Origin of the sequence: Aeromonas sp. EERV15, from assembly GCF_900079845.1 — a bacterium.
Classification (GTDB): Bacteria; Pseudomonadota; Gammaproteobacteria; order Enterobacterales; family Aeromonadaceae; genus Aeromonas; species Aeromonas sobria.
Genome location: NZ_FKKY02000062.1, coordinates 1 through 585 on the forward strand (window position 1 = coordinate 1; position 585 = coordinate 585).

Annotated in this window: 1 protein-coding gene; it reads left to right on the forward strand. The window is 72.1% G+C overall.

Going from position 1 to position 585, the window contains the following annotated elements; genetic code table 11:
- The coding region (locus tag BN4575_RS22700) for a cation:proton antiporter domain-containing protein (RefSeq protein ID WP_176716454.1) at positions 1–585 on the forward strand (585 nt) is incomplete at both ends.

Here is a 585-nt window from a genome sequence, read left to right on the forward strand (position 1 = left end):
CATCGCGACCTCGGTGGTGCTCGCGAGCCTGAAGCTCGCCGGGCTCGTCGCCTTCACCTTCGTCGTCGGCCAGCGCGTCATCCCGGTGCTGCTCGGCTATGTGGCGAAGACGGGCTCGCGGGAGCTCTTCACGCTGACGGTGCTCGTCGTCGCGCTCGGCGTCGCGGTGGGCTCGGCCAAGCTCTTCGGCTCGTCGATGGCGCTCGGCGCGTTCCTCGGCGGCCTCGTCGTCGGCCAGTCCGACTTCAGCTCGCGCGCCGCCTCCGAGGCGCTCCCGATGCGCGACGCGTTCGCCGTGCTGTTCTTCGTCTCGGTGGGCATGCTCCTCGACCCGTCCCAGCTCGCCGCGAGCTGGCCCGTCGCCGTGGCGACGCTCGCCGTCGTGCTGATCGGCAAGCCGATCGCCGCGCTCGTCGTGGTGCTGCTGCTCCGCCGCCCGATGAAGACCGCCTTCGCCGTGGCCCTCTCGCTCGCGCAGATCGGCGAGTTCTCGTTCATCCTCGCGGCGCTCGGCTGGCAGGGCGGCGTCGTGCCGGCCGAGGCCGCGCAGGCGCTCGTCGTCGTGTCGATCGCGTCGATCACGCT